Source organism: Streptomyces sp. NBC_01445 (assembly GCF_035918235.1).
In the GTDB taxonomy this organism is placed as follows: Bacteria; Actinomycetota; Actinomycetes; order Streptomycetales; family Streptomycetaceae; genus Streptomyces.
On sequence record NZ_CP109485.1, the window covers coordinates 5023606 to 5040479 of the forward strand.

The following is a 16874-nucleotide window of genomic DNA, read 5'->3' on the forward strand; positions in this document are numbered from 1 at the left end:
CAGCCACCGGCCTGTGGGCCGGTGACCGATCAGTCGGTAGCCGCTACGGCTTCCTCGACCGAGGTGTGAATGGGGAACACCTTGGTCAGGCCGGTGATACGGAAGATCTTGAGAATGCGCTCCTGGTTACAGACCAGTCGCAGCGAGCCCTCATGGGCCCGCACTCGCTTCAGACCGCCCACCAGTACGCCGAGCCCGGTGGAGTCGAGGAAATCGACTCCCTCCATGTCGACGACAAGGTGGAAGCTGCCGTCGTTCACCAGCTCGACCAGCTGCTCTCGCAGCTTGGGCGCGGTATATACATCGATTTCGCCACCGACCTCGACGACCGTACGATCGCCGACGGTACGGGTCGACAGGGACAGGTCCACGGATCCTCCAGCACCTTGCTATCGAGCGGTCGTCCCTCGGGACACCTCGGCAGAGCCCCCGGGACGGATCGCCAGCCGCGATGGCATTCAATCACTTACCGGCAGGCGTGCACGACGCCTTAGGAGCATTGTCCGTCACGCCAGTGACACACTCGGTGCCGATGGCCAAGAATCACCGCCCCGGACAACCCGCGGCGGACACCGCTTCCCGCCCCTCTCCAGGGGCGATTCTCGACCGGCTCGCCTCGGGTCCGAGCCGGGCTTCGCGCATCACTCATACGGAGCACTTGCCCCCTCGACCGGGTCGTCATGCCGTATGGCCCGACCGCATCCGATCCGAGGTCCTCGCCGCCGTCCAGTCGGCCGGAATCGAGCACCCCTGGGCCCATCAGGCACTCGCCGCCGAGCACGCGATGGACGGCGAGTCGGTCGTCGTCTCCACCGGAACTGCCTCCGGAAAGTCCCTGGCGTACCTCGTCCCGGTGCTCTCCCGGCTCCTCGACGGCTCCGAGGCCCCGAACGGGCGTGGCGCGACCGCGCTCTACCTCGCGCCGACGAAAGCACTCGCCGCGGACCAGTGCAGATCGGTGAAGGAACTTTCACAACCGCTCGGCACGGCGATCCGCCCCGCGGTCTACGACGGCGACACCCCCGTCGAGGAACGCGAGTGGGTACGGCAGTACGCCAACTACGTCCTGACCAACCCCGACATGCTGCACCGCGGGATATTGCCCTCGCACCCCCGCTGGTCCTCCTTCCTCAAGTCGCTCAAGTACGTCGTCATCGACGAGTGCCACACCTACCGCGGCGTCTTCGGGTCCCACGTCGCCCAGGTCCTGCGCCGTCTGCGCCGCCTGTGCGCCCGCTACGGCTCGGAACCCGTGTTCCTGCTGGCGTCCGCCACCGCCGCCGACCCGGCCGTCGCTGCCGAGCGCCTAACGGGTCTCCCGGTCGTCGAGATCGCCGACGACGCCTCGCCCCGCGGAGAGCTCGTCTTCGCCCTCTGGGAACCCCCTCTCACCGAGCTCCACGGCGAGAAGGGCGCCCCCGTCCGTCGCACCGCCACCGCCGAGACGGCGGACCTGCTGACGGACCTGACCCTGCAGGGCGTCCACTCCGTCGCCTTCGTACGCTCCCGGCGCGGCGCCGAGCTGATCTCGGTGATCGCCCAGGAACGCCTCGCCGAGATCGACCGCTCCCTCGCCCGCCGCGTCGCCGCCTACCGCGGCGGCTACCTGCCCGAAGAACGCCGCGCCCTCGAACGCGCCCTGCACTCCGGCGAACTCCTCGGCCTGGCCGCCACCACCGCCCTCGAACTCGGCATCGACGTCTCGGGGTTGGACGCCGTCGTCATCGCCGGCTATCCGGGCACCAGGGCGTCGCTGTGGCAGCAGGCGGGCCGCGCGGGACGGTCGGGGCAGGGCGCGCTCGCCGTCCTCGTCGCCCGCGACGACCCCCTGGACACGTATCTCGTCCACCACCCCGAAGCCCTCTTCGACCAGCCGGTGGAGTCCACGGTCCTGGACCCCGACAACCCGTACGTCCTCGCCCCCCATCTGTGCGCGGCCGCCGCCGAACTCCCACTCACCGACGACGACTTGCCCCTGTTCGGCCCGACCACCGCCGAGCTGCTCCCCCAGCTGGAGGACGCGAAGCTGCTGCGCCGCCGCACCAAGGCCTGGCACTGGACCCGCCGCGAACGCGCCGCCGATCTGACGGACATCCGCGGCGACGGCGGCAGCCCCGTACAGATCGTCGAGGCCGGTACGGGACGCCTCCTGGGCACCGTGGACGCCGGCTCGGCGCACACGACCGTCCACGACGGCGCGGTCCACCTCCACCAGGGCCGCACCTACCTCGTGAAGCACCTGGACCTGGAGGACTCGGTCGCCCTCGTCGAGGAGGCCAACCCGACCTACTCGACCACCGCCCGCGACACCACCGCCATCTCCGTACTGGAGACGGACATCGAAGTCCCTTGGGGTGATGGCCGGTTGTGCTACGGCTCTGTCGAAGTAACCAACCAGGTCGTCTCCTTCCTGCGCCGCCGTCTCATCACCGGCGAAGTCCTCGGCGAGACCAAACTCGACCTCCCTCCCCGCACCCTCCGCACCCGCGCCGTGTGGTGGACGGTGACGGAGGACCAACTCGACGCGGCCCGCGTGAACCCAGAGATCCTCGGCGGCGCGCTACACGCCGCCGAACACGCCTCCATCGGCATGCTGCCGCTGTTCGCCACCTGCGACCGCTGGGACATCGGCGGCGTCTCCATCCCCCTCCACCCCGACACCCTGCTGCCCACGGTCTTCGTGTACGACGGCCATCCCGGCGGGGCGGGATTCGCGGAGCGCGCGTTCCACACGGCCCGCGAGTGGCTCACCGCCACCCTCGAAGCAATCGCCTCCTGCGAGTGCGAGGCGGGCTGCCCGTCCTGCATCCAGTCCCCCAAGTGCGGCAACGGCAACGACCCTCTCCACAAACGCGGCGCAGTACGGCTGCTGAAGGTCCTGCTCAGGGACGCCCCTCCGACGATGCCTTCGACGGCACCTCCGGCACCGGCATCGGCACCGGTCTCGGCAGGTACGCGGACGTCTTCGGCGCGGGCTTCGTCCGAGGGGCGGCCGACATCTCAGGGTCAGGAACCCGGTCCGGCGGCTGACTGACCGACTGATCCTGCGAAGCCCATCACTCGGGATCAAAGGGACCAGCCGGATCCACGGAACCAGCAGAGATGGTCGGATCCGCGAGTCCTACCGGATCAGTCGGGACCCCAGAGGCGGCGGATCCGCCGGACCTGCCGGGTCGGCCGGGACCCCAGGTGTCACTGGCCCCGCAGGACCAGCCCGGGCCCTGCCCTCCGTGGTCAGCGGCGCGGTGCCAGCCGCTGCGGTGACGTCAGACACCTCCCCGTACACCGCGCACCGCACGAGCCGTGCGTCCTGTGCCACCGCCACCCGAAGCGCGGCCTGTACCTGCCCGCTGGCCAGCGACTCCGAGCAGCGCAATCCCGATGCCGATCCTGATGCCGACCGGACTGCGCGGGACGACTGACCAGCGGCACTGACGACACCACGCTCGGGCTCGGGTGGGCGTACCTGGCGTGCCGGGCGGAGTCGGCAGCATCTGTCCCTCTTCCCGCCGCGGCCCGTCTCATCGGGCCGCGAGCGCGGAGGCCCCCGGCCGACGCGCAACAAGACAGAACGCGGCTCCGAACCCCGAGCACGCACGCGCCCGCCTAGCCCTGCCATCTGCTCTTTTTCTTCTTTTCCTTCCTTCCCCACCTGCTGCCAGGCCGGAGTGTGCGCGAGAGGGGTTGTCGGCAAGACCGGTACGCCCGTACCAGTGGCCCTGACCTGCGGTTTTCCTGTTTCAAGCGAAGGAAGGTGCACTAGGGGCTTTGAGCCCCGTTTTGCGGGTGACTTTGCTAGTGCTTTTGAGGGTGAGTTTGTCGGCAGCGCACGTGCGGCGGCCGCGGTGCCCGGCAGGTTGTCACAGGTGTCTGGCGTCCCTCACCCGGTCACTACGGCTCCCGGCGGCTCACGTCCGTCCGCAGCGACCCGCTCACTCATCGTCGCCGTCGTCGAATCGCGCTCTCCGTGAACTGCGCGCCGCGGCGGTCGGCGTCCTCGGGCTTGGACTGGTCGTCGAGGCGGGCAGGGGTACAGCGGCTGAGGTAGCGATTCCACCAGGCAAGGCGGTCAGCGGAATTCCGGGGAAAGAGGGCAGTGAGGGCTGCAGAGCCGGCCGCGGTGAGGCCCGTGGCCGCGAGTGCCGCCCTCCAGGGCCCGCTGGTGGCGGTGGCGAGCGCGGCGATCGCAGTCCGTCACAGCCGACTGGTACGCCCACTGGTACGCGTCTCGCTGCACCGCGCCGCCGGGCGCCACTGCGCACCGGTTGCGCAGTCGCCTGTCGCCGCCTGCGCAACGACTCGCGGATGGTTGCGCAGCACGACCCGATCGTCCACTGCGCAGCGGGGACCCCAGAGTGCGCAGTCAGGGGGCACTGCGACTGCGCAGTGGAGGTTGCGCAGCACCGTGGGTTCTCATTCGCGACAACTGCGCACTCCGCGCACCGGTACGCGTTTGGTTTTCCAACGCGTACCGGCCGCTTCGACGGTTTCCGCGTCACCCGGCTTCGAGGGCGCCGCGGCGACTTGCCGCGCCCGGTGCCATCCGGCGACCGGTACGCGTTTTGCGGGGGCGGAGAAGCGCGTACCGGTCTGCAGAACACCCAGGTCAATGCCCTGTTAGACGCCCCTACGGTCAGCAGGACGCAAGAGGTCGCTCAGGTACTGGTACTCGTTTTGCCGTGCCGCTCTGGCCGTCCGGTACGCATTTTGGCGGGCGCCGCAAGGGCGTTCGGGCCTCTCGCAGTCGACCGGTACGGATTGCGCAGCACCCGGTGCGCAACGCGCCTCAGTTGGCAGTGCGCAGTCGGAGTCGAGGCCGGGCGGGCCTGCTGCGCAACTCCCGGGACCGCATTGCGCAGCGAGCTCGAACACTCGCGCACTGCACCTCGAGTACGGGTTCCGTAGGGTGCTGCGCAGCTGTGGGCCGAACCCGGCACCGGCACCGGTCACTGCGCACCGGGGCGTGAGGAGGCTGCGCACCACACTGGGCAGCCGCTGAGAATGGGGGTGCGCAGTCGGCCGCCGGACACTGTGCAGCCCCATAGCTGGACACGTTGGGTGAAGATGTGAGCGTTCATGCAATTCCCCCTCAGCGGCGCCTTCAGCTCCGCGTACTTCCCCAGTTGGTTGCGGCTGGTGACGGGCCGCCCGACTGCTGTGTGTGGGGCTGACAGCGCCCTCAAGAGTGCCTTCGGCGGCGCTCCGCGCTGGCATTCGCCACCTTGCCCCCCCGACCAGCCGTAATGATCGTCGGCTATCGAGCGGCCCGAGAACCCTGGCGTCCCTGGGAGCAAGGAACGCCTCCGAAGTCCGCATGGAGACGAAGGAATCGACTCCGCGATGCCCCTGGCCCGTTCCGTGCCGTTCCAGCTGGGGAACTACGTGAACGTCCGCAGAAGGCTCGCCGGGTCTGTCGAGGATCGGTTGCGCTGGGGCGGGCGCCACAAGACGGGTGTGCCGAAACGCGTACCGGTTTGCGTACCGCTCCAACGTGACCAACTCGCAACCGCAGACCCCAGAATCCGGTACGCAAACCGGTACGCCCTGCTGGGTTGGCTCATGGCATCCCTCCCGTCTTTACCGTTAACGCTGTCCGGACGGACTGTCCGCGCCTGGCCGCCTGTCCGCAGACAGCAGAGAGAGCCCCCAGTGACCGCCCGTCCGCAGGCTGCCCGCTGGGGGCTCTTCGTGTGTCCGCGCGCTGTCCGCGTCAGTCGTTAACGGTGTCCGCCGTCTGATCCGCCGGGGCGTCCGGCATCCCGCCCTGGGCCAGTACGGACGGCCGTTCGGCGAGTGCTGACGGGTCGCCGCAGAGGGCCAGCAGGAGCGCGTCCAGGCGCGCAATGCGGGCCTTCAGCCGGGGGTTACCGCTGTCGCGCCGGAGGGCCTCCCACAGGTCCTTTGACTGGCACTGGATCTCCAGGACTTCCTGGTTGAAGAGCCTGCACCTCTGCGGCTTCCAGGGCTTCAGTGATTGTCATTGCGGATCATCCCCCGGTGGGCTTCGCCGATCTCTCTGGCCTCACTACCCCAAAGGACTTCTCCGGCGGGGACGATCGTCTCCGGTGAGTCGCTCCAAGCGGAGGTCTGACACCAGGACCGTGGGGATGCGTCGACACGGTCAACAGCCCAGGTCCCGGGCTAGTTGGCGTCCCTCTCCGCTGACTTCAGGACGAAGGTCCCCATGCCCTTCTCGGAGCGCGTCAGCCCCTCCGCCCGCACGGCTTCCATGGCCCGTTGCGCGGTGCTATTGACCACGTCGAACTCAGCGGCAAGGGCCACGATGCTTGGCACCTTGCTACCTGGCGGATACGTGCCGTTGGTAATGCGCTCAATGATCACGGCGGCAATCTGAGGCCACATGGCGCGCGTCCGGTCAATCTCCATGCAGTACACCTCAGTGCACTTCACAGCTTCCGGCATCTTGAGCGCACTGAGGTATACCGAAGTACACTGATCCTGAAACGGAAGGACCCCGGCGGATGCGGTGAACATCCCCGGGGCGAGGGCCCGACTGCAAGGAGTCGAACCATGGATGAGTCTACTAACCCCCGGTACGTAGGAACCGACCCCGCAACGGGGAAGGAGTGCTTCGTCATCAGCCCCCGTGGCGGAATGCTCAGCGCCGTTGCGGACATTGCCGGACTTGAGGCGGCGACCACATTGCTGGCAGTCGTGAAAAGTGTGTTGGAGGCCGGGGAAGCCATCAGCGAGGCGGAGCTGGCAGCGTTCCTGGGCCCGATGGCCGATGCGCTGGCCGAAGTGATCACCATTGCGGCGCACCGAATCCCTGAGAATGAGGTCACGCACGCTGCGGCAGAACGCCTGATGCGGCGCATGTGACACATCATCAGGAAAAGCAGGAAGCCCCCTAACGGCCCGGGGAGGTACCCAGGTTGTAGGGGGCTTCGTTGCGCTCAGTCTCCGAACCAGGGCGCTAGCTTGCTTCCCTGCGCTCCGGCACCTCGTGATGGACCTCGGACCGCGCGCCGTCCGCGGCGCACAGCCGCAGCAGGTCGTCCAGCAGATCCACGTCCTCCGTCACGATCAGCGGTGTCCGCCGCCGCCCGTCGGCGACCGGCGCCCGGTCGCATGTGATGGCTCCCGCCACGATTTCCGCCCCCTCGCTCGCTGTCCCGCTCGCACCTGCGAGCGGGCCACTCCCCTCGCGCAGCGCAGGCCGGCCGACAGCCCTGCCGACTGCCCGACCGGCGAACGGAACCGGTAATGAACACCGGTCCCGACTTCGCGAGTGGAATCACCGTGCAGCGATCCCAGAAATCGTGTGGATCTTGGTTAATTACTGTGGACAAGAGAGAGCTTGTGAATATCCCCATCACCCATACCGGTGACATCACTTGTGCCATCTAGGGCGACCCCTCAACTACCCTCTCCAGGCCTTCCACAGAGCAGCCCCTCGACTACACTCAGTGACGGAGATCGGACGCGAAGAGCCGCGATCCAGCGGCTCGGCGCAGGGCGGCAACAGGGTGGAGAACGCAAAAGTCCGGACCCAAAGTGGGTCCGGACATGCGACGACCCCCGCCGGGGGGGAGAGCGGGGGTCGTCCCCACGGTCCGACTCGGGGGGGGAGGAGCCAGACCGGGTTAGCACGGTCGCGAACGATCCGTGACTTCCATGGTGTACCCGAGAGCCTTCTCAGGCAAACCCACGCGCCAAAGCTTACGCCGAATGGTGGGCGCCTATGCTCGGGCTCGTGGAAAACCACTCCTTGACGCACTCGATGCCTCGCACTGCCGCGTTCTTTGACCTGGACAAGACGGTCATTGCGAAGTCGAGCACGCTCACCTTCAGCAAGTCGTTCTACCAAGGCGGGCTGATCAACCGCAGGGCGGTGCTGCGGACCGCGTACGCGCAGTTCGTGTTCCTCGCCGGCGGCGCCGACCACGACCAGATGGAGCGGATGCGCGAATACCTCTCGGCTCTCTGCCGCGGGTGGAACGTGCAGCAGGTGAAGGAGATCGTCGCCGAGACGCTCCACGACCTGATCGACCCGATCATCTACGACGAGGCCGCGTCGCTCATCGAGGAGCACCACACCGCCGGGCGCGACGTGGTGATTGTCTCCACGTCCGGCGCGGAGGTCGTCGAGCCGATCGGTGAACTCCTCGGCGCGGACCGCGTGGTGGCCACGCGCATGGTCGTCGGTGACGACGGCTGCTTCACGGGTGAGGTGGAGTACTACGCGTACGGGCCGACGAAGGCGGAGGCGATCGAGGAGCTCGCGCGGTCCGAGGGGTACGACCTCTCGCGCTGCTACGCGTACAGCGACTCGGCGACCGATGTGCCGATGCTGAAGTCCGTCGGCCACCCCTTCGCGGTCAATCCGGACCGGGCGCTGCGCCGTGAGGCCATCGCGCGAGAGTGGCCGATTCTCGACTTCAACCGGCCCGTACGGCTCAAGCAGCGACTGCCCTCTCTGTCCGCACCGTCGCGGCCGGCCCTCGTCGCTGCCGCCGCCGTCGGCGCCGCTGCGGCGACCGCGGGCCTGGTCTGGTACGCCAGCCGCCGACGCGCCACGGCCAGCTGACCGGCCCCTTTATGCGGGCCCGCCACACGGCCGCGGAACAAGCCGTCACCCGGCCGCCCGTTTCACCCCTAATTGAACCTAAAAGTAAAGAAGTACGGCCAGGGGTTTCGCTTCCCCCACTCCTGGAGTACAAATGAGGCAACGGCCCGCGAGACCAAGGGACATCCGAGAGGATCACCTTTAAACGCAACCAAGGCCCCACGGACCGAGCATGAACGCCAGGCACCCACGCGACGTCGACCCGTCGATTACGGGCCAGCCGCACCAGGCCACGGGCTAAGTTCCCGACCTGATGGGCAATATTCGAGGACGCTTGGTAACCAGGTGAACATGCCAGCGGCGGTACGAGGACTCGTACCGCCGCAACCCTGTTCAGGGACTTTCCGGGAACCCGTTACGGCGCCTATGCCGCTCCGCGCTGGAGCGCCTCGCACACCGCCGTCGACTCTCTGACGCCGAGCTCCACGGACCGCCCGCAGTGCGCGATCCACGCGGCAACCCCTTCCGGGGTGCCCGACACATAGCCCTCGAGTGCGGCCAGATAGTCGGCGCGACCCTGCTCCGCATGCCCCACCTCGGCCGGACAGATCGACTTCGGGTCGAGACCGCTGCCCACCAGGACGATGCGCTCGGCCGCGCGCGCGACCAGCCCGTTGTGCGACCCGAAGGGCCGCAGTGCGAGCAGTTCGCCGTGCACGACGGCCGCGGTGACCAGGGCCGGAGCCGAGCCACCCGCGATGATCAGCCCCGAGAGCCCTTCGAGCCGGCCCGCCACTTCCTGCGCGTCCGGCAGCGGCAGCTCGACCAGCGGCTCGTCGACCGGCTCGCCACCCTGCCGGGGGCGCCCCACCGTGTCGCCGTTGTCGGCGGCCGCCACGAGGTGCAGACGCGCGAGCACCCGCAGTGGGGACTGCCGCCAGATCGACAGGAGCTGGCCCGCCTCCGCCGTCAGCCGCAGGGCGGCGCCCACGGTGCGCGCCTCCTCGTCCCCGCCCGCGCCACTGAAGTCGGAGCGCCTGCGCACCTCTTCGAGCGGCCAGTCGGCACCGGACAGCGCCGCGCTGCCGCGCGCGCCGCGCAGCGCGGCTTCGGAGGTGACGGCATGGCTGCGACGCCGCATGACCCGATGACCGTAGACCCGGTCCACGGCCTTGCGCACGGAGTCCACGGAGTCGGCCACGCCCGGAAGGGCCCCGAGGGCGGCAAGGGGGTCGGCTGTCGTACTCATGGGTACGACCCTACGCAGTCCAGGGCCCCGCCCCACGAAGGAGTGGTCTTCTTCACGCAGGACGGACACGAACAGCGACCGCACCACTACCCTTGGTGAACATGAAGATCGCTTTCGTGGGGAAGGGCGGCAGCGGGAAGACCACGCTGTCCTCGCTCTTCGTCCGTCACCTCGCCGCCATGGGCGCCCCGGTCATCGCGGTGGACGCCGACATCAACCAGCACCTGGGGCCCGCGCTGGGGCTCGACGACGACCAGGCGGCCGAACTGCCCGCCATGGGCGCACGCCTCCCCCTCATCAAGGACTACCTGCGCGGCTCGAATCCACGGATCGCCTCCGCGGACACGATGATCAAGACGACCCCGCCCGGCGAGGGCTCGCGCCTTCTGCGGGTACGTGAGAACAACCCGGTGTACGACGCGTGTGCCCGACCCGTGGAACTCGACGGCGGGGCCGTGCGTTTGATGGTCACGGGCCCCTTCACCGAAGCCGACCTCGGTGTCTCCTGCTACCACTCCAAGACCGGAGCGGTGGAACTGTGTCTGAACCATCTCGTCGACGGCCGCGACGAGTACGTCGTCGTCGACATGACCGCAGGCTCGGACTCCTTCGCCTCCGGCATGTTCACCCGCTTCGACATGACGTTCCTCGTCGCCGAGCCGACGCGCAAGGGGGTCTCGGTCTACCGCCAGTACAAGGAGTACGCACGGGACTTCGGCATCACGCTGAAGGTCGTGGGGAACAAGGTGCAGGGCCAGGACGACCTCGACTTCCTCCGCGCACAGGTGGGAGACGACCTGCTCGTCACCGTCGGGCACTCCGACTGGGTACGCGCCATGGAGAAGGGCCGCCCTCCCCGGTTCGACCTCCTGGAGGAGCCCAACGCGGCCGCCCTGCGCACGCTCCGGTCCGCCGCGGACGCGGCCTACGCGGGCCGCGACTGGGAGCGCTACACACGCCAGATGGTCCACTTCCACCTGAAGAACGCGCAGAGTTGGGGCAACGCGAAGACGGGCGCCGACCTGGCGGCCCAGGTCGACCCCGCCTTCGTCCTCCAGGAGAGCGTGGCCGCCACCGCCTGACCGGCACGGCCACACCCGACAGTGCTCGGCTACCGCTTCACCGCCGGCGCTCCCGGTACCCCCTTGGGTGCCGGGGCGGGCTGGTCGACATGAAGGACGCCCAGCCCTGCTTGGGGACCTGGCCGACGCCCAGCTTGGTGAGCCGGTCCAGGGCCTTCAGGTCCTGGGCGTCCAGCCAGTCGGCGAGCTGGCGGAAGGAGACGCAGCGCACCTCGGGCTTGTTGCGCACGGCGTGGACGGTCTCGTCGACGGCGCGCATGTAGTTGCCGCCGTTCCAGGACTCGAAGTGGTTGCCGATGACCAGCGGCGCGCGGTTGCCTTTGTAGGCGCGGTCGAAGCCCTGGAGGAGGCTGTCGCGCATCTCGTCACCCCAGAACTCCTGCTTGTCGGCGTCGCCCTGGGTCGCGGTGCCCGACTGGAAGGACTTGGCCTGGCGGACCTCGCCCTTCCGTCATCCACCGACCACTCGCCGACGCCGCCGCCCTTGCCGCAGAAGTGGCCGTTGGAGTGCGTGCCGATCTCGTTGCCCTCGAGCCAGGCGCCGCGGAGCTGGTCCACGGTGTCCTTGATCCCCTGCTCGTCATTGAAGCCGACCTCCGAGCTGCCCGGTGAGTGCTGCGGCGGCCGGTAGAGGTCGCACTTCTCCTCCGGGAGCATGTACACGCCGCTGAGGAAGTACGTCATCGTCGCGTTGTTCTCCCTGGCGACCTTGCGGAAGTGCGAGAACAGCTTCCGGCTGTCCTCCCCGCGCCGCCCCAGGAGAACACCACGAACTGCGGCAGCTTCTGGCCGGCCTTCAGGCGCTTGGCCTTCGGCAGATGCGGCTGACCTCCGGTGAAGGCGGTCGAGCCGTCCCCGATCAGCCGAATCGCGCTTCCCGGCGCGGGGGCGGTCTCCTTCGGGCCGGGAGCGCCCTCCTGGGGACCGGTCGCCTGGTTGTCACCGATCGCGCAGCCGGACAGGACTGCTGCACGCGCCGCGACGGCAGTGAAGTTCGCGGCGAGCTTCCTGGTGGCGGCCACGTCCACCCGCCTTCTTCCTTGGGTCTCTTCGGCTCGGATCTCTTCACGTCAGGGCGGGACCAATGTGGTGAGATGCCGCATTTATCGACGACGCCGCCAACGTCGCACGAGGCCCAGGGAAGGATTAATACGACAAGCCGAAGAAGGCGCCCATTCACCCACTGGGGTGAACCAATGCCCCATTTGACCCGAAAACCCGTCCACAACCTTTACTCTGCATTACGATCCATTTACCGAGAGTTGATTCATCCCGCCGCTGCACGCCGTGATCCACGGCCGCGACCCTGCCCCGCCACAGACGGGGCCCCTCGTTCCGCGACCGCGCTGCCCCGGAGGAGACGGGAAACATGTCAGCCTGCGTCCCCACACGCCCTGCCGATCCGACACGGACCGACGAAACCAGCCGCACCCATCCACCCCACAGCCCGCCGCCGAAGCCGCCCCGCCGCTTCCGCGTCTCGGGCGCCGACCTGTCCGCGTCCGCGGCGGTCTTCCTGATCGCCCTGCCGCTGTCCCTCGGAATCGCCCTCGCCACCGGGGCCCCGCTCCAGGCGGGACTCGTGGCCGCCGCCGTCGGCGGACTCGTGGCTGGCCGCCTCGGCGGCTCCCCGCTGCAGGTCAGCGGCCCGGCCGCCGGCCTCACCGTCGTCACCGCCGACCTCATCCACCGCTACGGCTGGCGGACGACCTGCGCGATCACCGTCATCGCCGGAATCGCCCAACTCGGCCTCGGCTGCCTGCGCGTGGCCCGCAGCGCGCTCGCCGTGTCCCCCGCCGTCGTCCACGGCATGCTCGCCGGAATCGGCGTCACCATCGCGGTCGCCCAGGTGCACATCGTGCTCGGCGGCATCCCCCAGAGCGCCGTCCTCGGCAATCTCCGTGCGCTGCCCGCCCAGTTGACCCACGTGGACCTGGCCGCACTGGGCCTGAGCCTCCTGACGCTCGCGGTCCTGTTCGCCTGGCCCCGGATCCCCGGACGTGCCGGGCGGGCTCTGCGCCGGGTGCCCGCCGCGCTCGTCGCCGTCGCCTGCGCCACGGCCACCGCCGCGTTCGCCGGGATCACCGTGACCAAGGTCGACCTGCCGTCCTGGAGCAGCCACGCCCTCGCCGGCCTGCCCGAAGGGCCCGTACTGGGCCTCGTGGCGGCCGTCCTGACCGTGACGCTCGTGTGCAGCGTGCAGTCGCTGCTCGGCGCCGTCGCCGTGGACAAACTCGCATCCTCGAAGCCCGCCCTGCGGCCGGCGGCCCGCCGCTCCGACCTCGACCGGGAACTGCTCGGCCAGGGGGCGGCCAACATCGTCTCCGGCACCCTCGGCGGACTCCCCGTCGCCGGGGTCGCGGTCCGCAGCGCCGCGAATGTGAACGCGGGCGGTGAGAGCAGGAACTCCGCGATGCTGCACGGCGTTTGGGTAGTAGTGGCCGCGCTCCTGATGGTCCCGGCGCTCGAGCTGATCCCCCTCGCCTCGCTCGCCGCCCTGGTCATGGCCGTCGGCATCCAGATGGTGTCCCTGCACCACATCCGGACGGTCACACGCCACCGCGAGGTCCTCGTCTACGCCGTGACGACGCTCGGTGTGGTCGTCCTCGGTGTACTCGAGGGTGTCGCCCTCGGCATCGCGGTCGCCGTCGCGGTTGCCCTGCACCGGCTCGCCCGCACACGGATCACCCACACCGTGGACGGAACAGACAGAGCAGGCGCTGCGGGCGCCGAAGGCCGAGGCGGGACGCATCACGTGCGAGTGCGCGGGCAGCTGACGTTCCTCGCCGTGCCCCGGCTCAGCCGCGTACTGCACCAGGTACCCCAAGGGGCCTGCTGCGTCGTGGAGTTGGACGGGTCCTTCATGGACCACGCCGCGTTCGAGTCCCTGCAGGACTGGCAGAAGTCGCATGTCGCGCAGGGCGGGAAGGTCGAGGTGACCGGGCGGGCGGGGACCCGTATCGCCGAGCCCGCGTCGGCGTCGCACTCCTGCTGCCGGCCGTGGACGCCTTGGCGCAACCACCACTGCGACCGCCCGCAGACCGAGACCGCCGCTCCCCCGACCGGCGGTGGCGGGTATCAACTGGCCAGCGGCATCAGCGCGTTCCAGCGGGACACGGCGCCGCATGTGCGGGACGAGCTCGCCCGGCTCGCCCGTGAGGGGCAGCGGCCCACCCAGCTGTTCCTGACCTGCGCCGACTCCCGGCTCGTGACGTCGATGATCACCTCAAGCGGCCCCGGCGACCTCTTCGTCGTCAGGAACGTGGGGAATCTGGTGCCGCTGCCGGGCGCCGAGAGCGGTGACGACTCGGTCGCCGCGGCCATCGAGTACGCCGTCGACGTACTGAAGGTGCAGTCGATCACCGTGTGCGGGCACTCCGGCTGCGGTGCTATGCAGGCGCTGCTCAACAGTCCGCCCGAGGGCGGCGCGCAGACACCCCTGAAGCGGTGGCTGCGGCACGGCCTGCCGAGCCTGGCCCGCATGGCGGCCGCGAACCAGCCCTGGGCGCGGCTCGCGGGGCGCGCCCCCGCCGACTCGGTCGAGCAGCTCTGCCTGACCAATGTCGTCCAGCAGTTGGAGCATCTGCGGGCGCACGAGTCGGTGGCCCGCCGCCTCCAGGAGGGCTCGCTCGAACTGCACGGGATGTACTTCCACGTGGGCGAGGCGCAGGCCTATCTGCTCACCGAGCGGCCCGACGAGGTGTTCGACCAGGTGGCGCCGGAGGGCGAACTGCGCCCTGCCTGAACCCGTCCGTGAGAGCGTGCGTGCCGATGAGTGACGCCATCGGCACGCACGCGTAGAGCCCAACAGGTCTAAACCATTATTCGGACCCCCCTTGTCACCGAGGGGGGCCGTCTGATGAGCTGTGGTCTGGGACACAACGGACACCCTGGGAAAGGGAGATGTCGTGAGCAACGAAAGCCTGGCCAACCTTCTTAAGGAAGAGCGAAGGTTTGCGCCGCCGGCCGACCTGGCGGCCGCCGCCAACGTCACCGCGGAGGCGTACGAACAGGCCAAGGCTGACAGGCTCGGCTTCTGGGCCGAGCAGGCCCGCCGGCTGACCTGGGCCACCGAGCCGACCGAAACCCTCGACTGGTCGAACCCGCCGTTCGCCAAGTGGTTCGCCGACGGGAAACTGAACGTCGCGTACAACTGCGTGGACCGCCACGTCGAGGCCGGGAACGGCGACCGGGTCGCCATCCACTTCGAGGGTGAGCCGGGCGACAGCCGGGCCATCACCTACGCGGAGCTCAAGGACGAGGTCAGCCGCGCGGCCAACGCGCTGACCGAGCTGGGCGTGCAGAAGGGCGACCGCGTCGCCGTCTACCTGCCGATGATCCCCGAGGCCGTCGTCGCGATGCTGGCGTGCGCGCGCATCGGTGCCGCGCACTCGGTCGTCTTCGGTGGATTCTCGGCCGACGCCATCGCGGCCCGCATCCGGGACGCCGACGCCAAGGTCGTCATCACGGCCGACGGCGGCTACCGGCGTGGCAAGCCGTCCGCTCTCAAGCCCGCCGTCGACGACGCCGTCAGCCGCGTCGACGGGGTCGAGAAGGTCCTCGTCGTCCAGCGCACCAAGCAGGACGTCGCCTGGACCGAGGGCCGCGACGTGTGGTGGCACGAGATCACGCAGAAGCAGTCGGCGGAGCACACGCCCGAGGCGTTCGACGCCGAGCAGCCGCTGTTCATCCTCTACACGTCCGGCACCACAGGTAAGCCCAAGGGCATCCTGCACACCTCCGGCGGCTACCTCACGCAGGCCTCGTACACCCACCATGCGGTGTTCGACCTCAAGCCGGAGACCGACGTCTACTGGTGCACGGCCGACATCGGATGGGTCACCGGGCACTCGTACATCACCTACGGCCCGCTCTCGAACGGCGCGACGCAGGTCATCTACGAGGGCACCCCGGACACCCCGCACCAGGGCCGCTTCTGGGAGATCGTGCAGAAGTACGGGGTGACGATCCTGTACACGGCGCCGACGGCGATCCGCACGTTCATGAAGTGGGGGGACGACATCCCCGCCAAGTTCGACCTGAGCAGTCTGCGGGTCCTCGGTTCGGTCGGCGAGCCGATCAACCCCGAGGCCTGGATGTGGTACCGGAAGAACATCGGCGGCGACAAGTGCCCCATCGTGGACACCTGGTGGCAGACCGAGACCGGCGCGATGATGATCTCGCCGCTGCCCGGCGTCACCGAGACCAAGCCGGGCTCCGCCCAGCGTGCCCTACCCGGCATCTCGGCGACGGTGGTGGACGACGAGGCTCGCGAAGTGCCCAACGGGGGCGGCGGTTACCTCGTCCTGACCGAGCCGTGGCCGTCGATGCTGCGCACGATCTGGGGCGACGACCAGCGGTTCATCGACACGTACTGGTCCCGTTTCGAGGGCAAGTACTTCGCCGGTGACGGCGCCAAGAAGGACGAGGACGGCGACATCTGGCTGCTCGGCCGGGTGGACGACGTGATGCTGGTATCCGGCCACAACATCTCGACCACCGAGGTCGAGTCGGCGCTCGTCTCGCACCCCTCCGTCGCCGAGGCGGCGGTCGTGGGCGCGGCCGACGAGACGACGGGTCAGGCCATCGTGGCCTTCGTGATCCTGCGCGGCACGGCGTCCGCCGACGACGAGGGCCTCGTCGCCGACCTGCGCAACCACGTGGGCGCGACACTCGGCCCGATCGCCAAGCCGAAGCGGGTCCTGCCCGTGGCCGAGCTGCCCAAGACCCGCTCCGGGAAGATCATGCGGCGCCTGCTGCGTGACGTCGCGGAGAACAGGGAGCTGGGAGACGTCACGACCCTGACGGACTCGTCCGTCATGGACCTCATCCAGACCAGGCTCCCGGCCGCGTCGAGCGAGGACTGACCGCACCGCACACCACGAAATGGGCACCCGGCGCCGAACGCGCCGGGTGCCCATTTCGTGCGTAAAGTGACGATCACCAGGTATGGCCCGCGTACACCCGGTAGGGTGAAACCTCAGGTGTGCCGGGAAGTCTGGTCGGCAACGCC

At 69.1% G+C, this 16874-nt stretch carries 9 protein-coding genes and 2 pseudogenes; 6 read left to right on the forward strand and 5 right to left on the reverse strand.

Going from position 1 to position 16874, the window contains the following annotated elements:
• Window positions 1-29: 29 nt before the first annotated feature.
• Window positions 30-371 carry an anti-sigma factor antagonist BldG gene (gene bldG, locus OG574_RS22925; RefSeq protein ID WP_003975386.1) on the reverse strand — a complete coding sequence of 114 codons (342 nt, stop codon included), beginning with the start codon at window positions 369-371 and terminating at the stop codon, window positions 30-32.
• A gap of 80 nt (window positions 372-451) precedes the next feature.
• Here bldG and OG574_RS22930 point away from each other — a divergent pair, with 80 nt between their 5' ends.
• Complete coding sequence (locus OG574_RS22930) at window positions 452-3034, forward strand: DEAD/DEAH box helicase (protein ID WP_326774742.1); 2583 nt, start codon at window positions 452-454, stop codon at window positions 3032-3034.
• A gap of 3107 nt (window positions 3035-6141) precedes the next feature.
• Here OG574_RS22930 and OG574_RS22935 read toward each other — a convergent pair.
• Complete coding sequence (locus OG574_RS22935; protein ID WP_326774743.1) at window positions 6142-6387, reverse strand: winged helix-turn-helix domain-containing protein; 246 nt, start codon at window positions 6385-6387, stop codon at window positions 6142-6144.
• A gap of 144 nt (window positions 6388-6531) precedes the next feature.
• Here OG574_RS22935 and OG574_RS22940 point away from each other — a divergent pair, with 144 nt between their 5' ends.
• On the forward strand, window positions 6532-6843 hold the full coding sequence (locus OG574_RS22940) for a hypothetical protein (protein ID WP_326774744.1): 312 nt from the start codon (window positions 6532-6534) through the stop codon (window positions 6841-6843).
• Between the two features lie 106 nt (window positions 6844-6949).
• On the opposite strand, the pseudogene OG574_RS22945 reads toward OG574_RS22940, so the two are convergent.
• Window positions 6950-7111: pseudogene (locus OG574_RS22945) on the reverse strand (septum site-determining protein Ssd); the annotation flags it as partial.
• 594 nt (window positions 7112-7705) lie between these two features.
• Between OG574_RS22945 and OG574_RS22950 the strand changes: the two are divergent.
• A complete protein-coding gene (locus OG574_RS22950) occupies window positions 7706-8551 on the forward strand; it encodes an HAD family hydrolase (protein ID WP_326774745.1) in 846 nt (281 codons plus the stop codon).
• Window positions 8552-8954: 403 nt separating this feature from the next.
• Here the strand turns inward: OG574_RS22950 and OG574_RS22955 are convergent, their stop codons facing one another.
• On the reverse strand, window positions 8955-9779 hold the full coding sequence (locus OG574_RS22955) for an oxidoreductase (RefSeq protein ID WP_100596317.1): 825 nt from the start codon (window positions 9777-9779) through the stop codon (window positions 8955-8957).
• A gap of 101 nt (window positions 9780-9880) precedes the next feature.
• On the opposite strand from OG574_RS22955, the gene OG574_RS22960 reads away from it, so the two are divergent.
• The gene (locus OG574_RS22960) at window positions 9881-10861 is read left to right on the forward strand and encodes an ATP-binding protein (RefSeq protein WP_199841924.1); all 981 of its coding nucleotides are present in this window, start codon (window positions 9881-9883) and stop codon (window positions 10859-10861) included.
• 29 nt (window positions 10862-10890) lie between these two features.
• Here the strand turns inward: OG574_RS22960 and OG574_RS22965 are convergent.
• Window positions 10891-11883: pseudogene (locus OG574_RS22965) on the reverse strand (hypothetical protein).
• 347 nt (window positions 11884-12230) lie between these two features.
• Between OG574_RS22965 and OG574_RS22970 the strand changes: the two are divergent.
• Entirely contained in the window at window positions 12231-14606 is a 2376-nt protein-coding gene (locus tag OG574_RS22970) for a bifunctional SulP family inorganic anion transporter/carbonic anhydrase (RefSeq protein ID WP_326774746.1), read from the forward strand.
• A gap of 121 nt (window positions 14607-14727) precedes the next feature.
• Window positions 14728-16728 carry an acetate--CoA ligase gene (acs, locus tag OG574_RS22975; RefSeq protein ID WP_326774747.1) on the forward strand — a complete coding sequence of 667 codons (2001 nt, stop codon included), beginning with the start codon at window positions 14728-14730 and terminating at the stop codon, window positions 16726-16728.
• Window positions 16729-16874: the final 146 nt, after the last annotated feature.